This is a genomic window from Mycobacterium sp. 1245852.3, assembly GCF_001669335.1.
GTDB lineage: Bacteria > Actinomycetota > Actinomycetes > Mycobacteriales > Mycobacteriaceae > Mycobacterium > Mycobacterium europaeum_A.
This window is the reverse complement of the sequence record NZ_LZLL01000283.1, coordinates 44440-50886: the sequence shown is the minus strand read 5'-3', so window position 1 is coordinate 50886 and position 6447 is coordinate 44440. Positions and strand designations below refer to the sequence as shown.

Here is a 6447-nt window from a genome sequence, read left to right as displayed (position 1 = left end):
GACCGGCAGGTCGGCATACCAGTCGTAGAACGACGTCATGGGCGCGCCGATCAGCTCGAAGAACCGCGAGCCCGCGGTGTAGGACACCATCGACATCGCCGGAATCGGAGAGAATCCGGCGACCCGATCCGGTCCATAGGTCTTGATGGTGTGCACGTGGGCGGCGGCGATCAGCTCGGTGGCCTCGGCCCAGGTGACCCGAACCAGGCCGCCCTTCCCGCGGGCCCGCTGGTAGCGACGACGTCGTTCGGGATCGGCCTGGATGTCGGCCCAGGCCAGCACCGGGTCGCCCAGGCGCGCCTTGGCCTCGCGGTACATCTCGATCAGCACGCCGCGGGCGTAGGGGTAGCGCACCCGGGTGGGCGAGTAGCTGTACCACGAGAACGACGCGCCACGGGGACAGCCGCGCGGCTCGTACTCGGGCCGGTCCGGGCCCACCGACGGGTAGTCGGTCTGCTGGGTCTCCCAGGTGATGATCCCGTCCTTGACGTAGATCTTCCACGAGCACGATCCGGTGCAGTTCACCCCGTGCGTCGAGCGAACCACCTTGTCGTGGCTCCACCGGTCGCGGTAGAACACGTCGGCTTCACGACCGCCCTCCCGGGTGATCGTGCGCAGGTCGGCCGAGATCTCGCCGGGGGTGAAGAACCTTCCGCTGCGCTCCAGGAGTTCCTCGAGCACTCCGCCGATGTGAGGTGTGACAGTCAAGAAGTACTCCTCCGATTCGGTAGCGTCGCGCCTCGTCGCCGGGCCGTGCGTTCGACCCCAGGTGCGTCGTGTTTGGCAGTCAGCCCACGGATCCGCCCGCCCGCACCAGCTCGGATCGGCTCAGCGCTCGGCATGGCGGGCCCGCGGGCTGGGCGGCGATACAGCACCAGCATAGGTCTGGGTCGGGGGTGAAATCCGGTTCGCCGCCCGCGGGCGATCGTTCGAAAAAGGCGTCATGAGCAGTGGTTTTCGGGCAGCGCAATGCCGGCCGTCGGAGCACCGGGGCCGCGACCGCACGGTCTGAACAAGCATTCGGCTCGCTATCGGCACGCACATCCAGGGCAGCTTCGTGTGGCGTCGTTACTACAAGTCATATTGTTCTATTCAGTTCACTGCGAGGACCTGCCACGCGGCTGTACATAAGCTGCCGGAACTCTGTGGACCTGTTATGAGGTAGCTCCTAGAGAGCTGCGTTCAGGTCCGCCAGCCAGCCGCGATCGGCCGGCACCCAGTCCAGATCGTGCAGCTCAGCGGCGGTGATCCAGCGCACCGCCCGATGGTCGCGCGCGTCGGGTTCGCCCCGGACCAGGCGCACGCGGTAGGCGCGCAGCGTGAACCCGCCGTCGACCACGATGTCGTCGCCGAGCCGGCCGCCCACCGCGACGTCGCGCACCCCAAGACCCAATTCCTCGGCCAACTCGCGGGCCAGCGCGTCGCGCTCCGTTTCGCCGGGCCCGACCTTGCCGCCGGGCAGCTCCCAACGGCCGGCCAGCTCCGGCGGACGGACGCGTTGTGCCACCAAGACCTTGGCGTCGCGGATGAGGGCGCCGGCGACGACGATCTGGGTCGGCATGGCCAGTCACGGTATACGGCGCCCGTTGTGACGCGCCCACCGCTCGGGACCGCCGTTGGGATCCGGACGGGTTCGGGACCGCATGCGATGGCGGACGCCGTGCCACCCTCGCGGCAACGGCCATGCGGCCTCGGCGGCAAAATGGCGCGGGGACAGCCATTCGGGCCGACAACGCCGTCGAATTCCCTTGGGACACAACGGCTCTCTTACGGTTTGGGCGCAGCCGTGGAATACTCGACCCTAGTCGGTCACGACCACTACAGGCACTTCCAATGAGGGGAGTTGGCAATGATCACCGCACCCACCAAGTCGTTCACTCGAATCTTTCGGGGCTATGACCCGGCTCTGGTCGACCCCTACATCGAGGCGCTGCTCGCCAAGGAGAAGTTGCTGATCGACGAAGTCCTGAACCTGCGGTCCCAACGAGACGAATCCAGCAACGAAGCGGCCGCGCTGCGGATCGAGGTCGCCTGCCTCAAGGATGAGGTCGCCGCCCTGTCGGACACGTCACCGACGCCCTACGCGATGCAACATCGGATGGCGAAGCTGCTGCGGCGCGCCCTCGACGAGGTCTCCCGGATGCAGGCCGAGGCCCGCGCCGAGGCGGATGCCCTGCTCGCGGATGCGGCGGGCGAGGTCGAGGCCGCGCGCCAAGAACATCGAGAGTTGTTGGAGCACATGGCCGCGCAGCGAAAAGCGCTCGAAGCCGAATGCGAGGAGACCAGGAAAAAGCTCGACGCCGACCTCGCCGGGATGCGGGCCGAAGCCCAGTCGTTGATCGACGAGGCGTGGCAGCAAGCCCAGCAGGACCGTGAGCAGCTGCTCGCCGACGCGAAGCAGAAAGCTCACGAATTCGACGAGCGAGCGCATCGGGCGATGGACGAGGCGAATCAGCAACGGATCATGATTCTGGAAGAGCTGATGGGCGTCGCCCGCGACCTCCAGGGGGTTCCCGCCAGCCTGGAGTCCGCCTACCAGCAACGACAGAGCCTGCCGGCGGCGGGCGTCGTGGTGGCGCTGGACCAGAAGAACCCAGCACCGGGCACTCCCGCCGTAGCCTCGTAGGCGACCACCTTCGCGGGGAGGTCAAGCCGCCCCTCGATCAACCCGCTATCCGAGAGGACGAGTCCCCTATGGCCGTGTTAACGGACGAGCAAGTGGACGCCGCGCTGCCCGAACTGGATGGATGGGAGCGCGCCGACGGCGCCCTGCGCCGCTCGATCAAATTTCCGAGTTTCCTGGCCGGCATCGACGCCGTCCGCCGGGTGGGCGAGCACGCCGAGAGCAAGGACCATCACCCGGACATCGACATTCGTTGGCGGACAGTCACTTTCGCGCTTGTCACGCACTCCGAGGGCGGCATCACCCAAAACGACATCGACATGGCCCGCGACATCAACGGCATCGTCGACAGCTAGTCAATGCGGCCCTCGCCTGCGTCGGCGCTCACGCCGGCCGGACGCGCGCCGTCGGCCGTCTCACCGGCGTGACGCTCGGCGCAGTCCCCGCGGCGCGGCGCACGGGTGGTCGCGATCCAGATCAGCGTCGCCACCGCGCCGACGATGTAGATCAACCCGGCCCAGGCCAGATACCACGGGCGGCTTATCTGCCAGATCGTCGGTTGGGCGAAACTCAGCAACCAGGGGACGCCGACCACCGTGAGGGCCAGCCAGCCCCAGCCCACGATGCGCGCTCCCGGTTGCTCGCGCACCGGGCCGTGGATCGCCCAGATCATCAGGGGCACCAGCCACACCCAGTGATGGGTCCAGGAGATCGGTGAGAGCAGCAGCCCGAACAGCTCGACCACCAAGAGCCTGCCCAGCCGATCGGCGGGATCCAGGGCGCGCCAGGCCAGGACGGCCAGCACCGCGGTGACGGCAAGGGCGGCCACCAGCAGCGGGCCGAATCCCACGTCGTGGCCCAGGATCCGCGAAATGCCCCCGCGCCAGGACTGATTGAACGACGTCGCGATGGGACCCACCCGGTGGGCGTCGCCCAGCAGGTCGGTGAAGTAGTAGCGCGTCTGATCGCCGACGACCAGGACCGAAATCCCAATGGTCGCAACGAAAACGACCGCCGAGAACACCGCGGCACCCCACCGGCGCGCGCCGACCAGATAGACGCCGGAGATCGCGGGGGTCAACTTGATTCCGGCCGCCACGCCGACCAACGACCCCGACAGCCACCACCGCGTGCTGCACACCGCCCACAGCACCGCGGTCATCAGCAGCACGTTGACCTGTCCGTAGTCGAACGTGCTGCGCAGCGGCTCGATCCAGATGGCGACCGCCGTCCACAACATCGCGACACGCCGGCCGGTGGCGCCGGCCGCCACGCCGATCAGGCGCTGGCTGAGCCGGATCGCGCCGTACAGCGCCGCCATGGTGGCGATCTGCCACAGGAAGGCGGCCAGGCCGAACGGCAACAGGTGTAGCGGGTAGAAGACGACGGCCGCGAACGGCGGGTAGGTGAACGGCAGCGGGAAGTCCGGCGTCTGGTCGGCGTAGACGTAGCTGTACAGGCTGCCGGGGTGGTCGATGGCGGCGGATCCGCCGAGGTACACGTGCAGGTCGACGAAGTTCGCGCCGTTGGGGGCCAGGTACGTCCAGGCCAGCCGCGCGGCGATGCTCGCGATGAGCAGCATCGGCGCGGCCGCGGCAAGCAGACTTGCCAACCGCTGCGGATGGGGTGCCGCCGGAGCGGCCGAGGTGGTGTCTATCCGCCCGACTTTAGCGAGCACGACGGGCGGCGCGGCGCCGTCGGGCCGCACATCACCCCTAGGAGCGCGCATTCCGCGCATTCGGTCACCGGTCTCACTCGTATCCGTAACGAGTTCATAAATGCCACACGTGTCACTTGAGTCCCATCTGCATCAAAGTAACTTCAGCGCCGAACCTGTAATCGATCAATCAGGGAGAGTCATGCCAACCATCTGGACTTACATGCGTGCAGCCGCCGTCGTGGTCGGTTCGTCCGCAGCGCTATTGACGGGCGGTATCGCCCACGCCGATCCGGTGCCGGCCCCGGCCGTGCCGAACATTCCGCAGCAGCTGATCAGTTCTGCGGCCAACGCACCGCAAATCCTGCAGAACCTCGCGACCGCACTCGGCGCCACGCCGCCGGCGGCTCCGGCCACCCCGGGTATCAGCTTCCCGGGTGTCCCGGCGGCCACCCCGCCGGCAACGCCGGCGGCTCCGGCGGCGGGTCTTCCGTCGATTCCCGGACTGACCTCGCCGACCAGCCCCGCCGCCCAGGTGCCTTCACCGGCGGCCAACCCCTTCCTTCCGGGGCTGGCGCAGTCGGCGACGCCCGCCGCGCCGTCTTCGGCGACCGGTGGCATTCCGGGGATGATCCAGGGCCTGACGGGTGCGCAGCCGGCGGCTGCGGGTCCCGCCGCTCCGGCCGCCCCGTCGATCCCGGGCCTCCCGACGATCCCGGGTCTGTCGGCACCCGCGGCACCGGCCACTCCGCCGGCTCCGCAGCTTCCGCAGGCGCAGGTCAACATGCCGGCGATGCCGGCCGGCCTGCCGGTCAGCGTGCCTCCGAAAGTGACGCTCCCGCAGGACCTGCCGGCGCTCGCCTCGGGACAGGCCCCGGCCGCACCCGCGGCACCGGCGGCACCGGCGGCCAGCCCCGCCGGACCGGCAGCGCCGCTGCTGGCCGCCCTGCCCTGATCAGTTCCGTAACCGGCTAAACCACTACTGACAACCGGAGGACACCGTGGCAACCACTTGGAATCTGTCCAAAGGTTTGGCCGCTGTCGTCACGGCATCGGCTGTCGCGTTCGGGCTCTGCCCGAGCGCGACAGCCGACCCGGCGGCGCCGCAGCCGATACCGCAACCGAATGCGGCCCAAGGGCTGCCGGGTCTGCCTGCCCTGTCGCAGCTGAGCCCCCTCATCCAACAAGCGGCCACCGACCCGCAGCAGGCGACACAGCTGCTGATGGCCGCGGCACAAGCCTTCGCCCACAACCCGAGCACGCCCAACGAGTCGAAAAACGTTGCGGCGGCGGTCAATCAATTCGTCGCCGAACCGAGCGCGCCGGTGCAACACGTGCCCGCGGCGGGGGTAGAGCCCGGTCTGCAGGCTCACCTGCCGGCCGGCATCGACCCGGCGCACGCGGCCGGCCCAGTCCCCGAGGCGGCACCCGCCGCACCGGCACCCGCCGCGGCTCCGGCGCCCGCGCCGGCACCCGCGGCCGCTCCGGCACCCGAGGCGCACCTGCCGGCCGGCATCGATCCGGCCCATGCGGCCGGTCCCGCGCCGGCGGCGGCACCCGCCGCACCCGCGCCCGCCCAACCGGCCAACGTGCCCGTCGCGGCACCCATCCCGGCGCCACCGGCCCCGGCCGCGGCACCACCCGCGGCCCCGGCCGCACCGGAAGCCGCCCCGGCGCCGGCACCGGCGCCCGCGCCCGCACCGGACGCCGCTCCCGCGGCGGCGGCTCCGGGGTTCGGCGCTGACACGCCGCCCACGCAGGACTTCATGTACCCGTCCATCGGCACCAACTGCCTGGCGGACGGCACGAGCGCCATCGCGACCGCGCTGTCGGTCGCGGGGCCGGCCAAGATTCCGCTCCCCGGCCCCGGGCCCGGCCAGACCGCCTACGTGTTCACCGCGGTCGGCACCCCCGGACCGGCCGAGGTGCAGAAGCTGCCGCTGAACGTCACCTGGGTGAACCTGACCACCGGCAAGTCGGGGACCGTCGCACTCAAGCCGCGTCCGGATATCAACCCGGAGGGGCCGACGACGCTGAGCGCGATCGCCGACACCGGTTCGGGCAGCATCATGTCGACGATCTTCGGGCAGGTCACCACCAAGGAAAAGCAGTGCCAGTTCATGCCCACGATCGGCTCGACGGTGGTGCCGTAGCAGACCACACCGCC

At 69.8% G+C, this 6447-nt stretch carries 7 protein-coding genes; 4 read left to right on the top strand and 3 right to left on the bottom strand.

The window, feature by feature from the left end:
• The coding region (locus A9W96_RS12660; RefSeq protein ID WP_156765215.1) for a molybdopterin-dependent oxidoreductase at nt 1-708 on the bottom strand (708 nt) is incomplete at its 3' end.
• Between the two features lie 460 nt (nt 709-1168).
• Nucleotides 1169-1561 carry a (deoxy)nucleoside triphosphate pyrophosphohydrolase gene (locus A9W96_RS12655; RefSeq protein WP_066868685.1) on the bottom strand — a complete coding sequence of 131 codons (393 nt, stop codon included), beginning with the start codon at nt 1559-1561 and terminating at the stop codon, nt 1169-1171.
• Between the two features lie 288 nt (nt 1562-1849).
• Between A9W96_RS12655 and A9W96_RS12650 the strand changes: the two genes are divergently transcribed.
• Nucleotides 1850-2626, top strand: a complete 777-nt coding sequence (locus A9W96_RS12650) for a DivIVA domain-containing protein (protein ID WP_066868687.1) — start codon at nt 1850-1852, stop codon at nt 2624-2626.
• Between the two features lie 68 nt (nt 2627-2694).
• Entirely contained in the window at nt 2695-2979 is a 285-nt protein-coding gene (locus A9W96_RS12645) for a 4a-hydroxytetrahydrobiopterin dehydratase (protein WP_066868689.1), read from the top strand.
• Here the strand turns inward: A9W96_RS12645 and A9W96_RS12640 are convergent.
• On the bottom strand, nt 2976-4352 hold the full coding sequence (locus A9W96_RS12640) for a mannosyltransferase (protein ID WP_067140136.1): 1377 nt from the start codon (nt 4350-4352) through the stop codon (nt 2976-2978). The genes A9W96_RS12645 and A9W96_RS12640 overlap by 4 nt on opposite strands.
• Nucleotides 4353-4482: 130 nt before the next feature.
• Here A9W96_RS12640 and A9W96_RS12635 point away from each other — a divergent pair, with 130 nt between their 5' ends.
• Nucleotides 4483-5235 carry a hypothetical protein gene (locus A9W96_RS12635; RefSeq protein WP_066868691.1) on the top strand — a complete coding sequence of 251 codons (753 nt, stop codon included), beginning with the start codon at nt 4483-4485 and terminating at the stop codon, nt 5233-5235.
• A gap of 46 nt (nt 5236-5281) precedes the next feature.
• Entirely contained in the window at nt 5282-6433 is a 1152-nt protein-coding gene (locus A9W96_RS12630; RefSeq protein ID WP_067140124.1) for a hypothetical protein, read from the top strand.
• Nucleotides 6434-6447 lie beyond the last annotated feature (14 nt).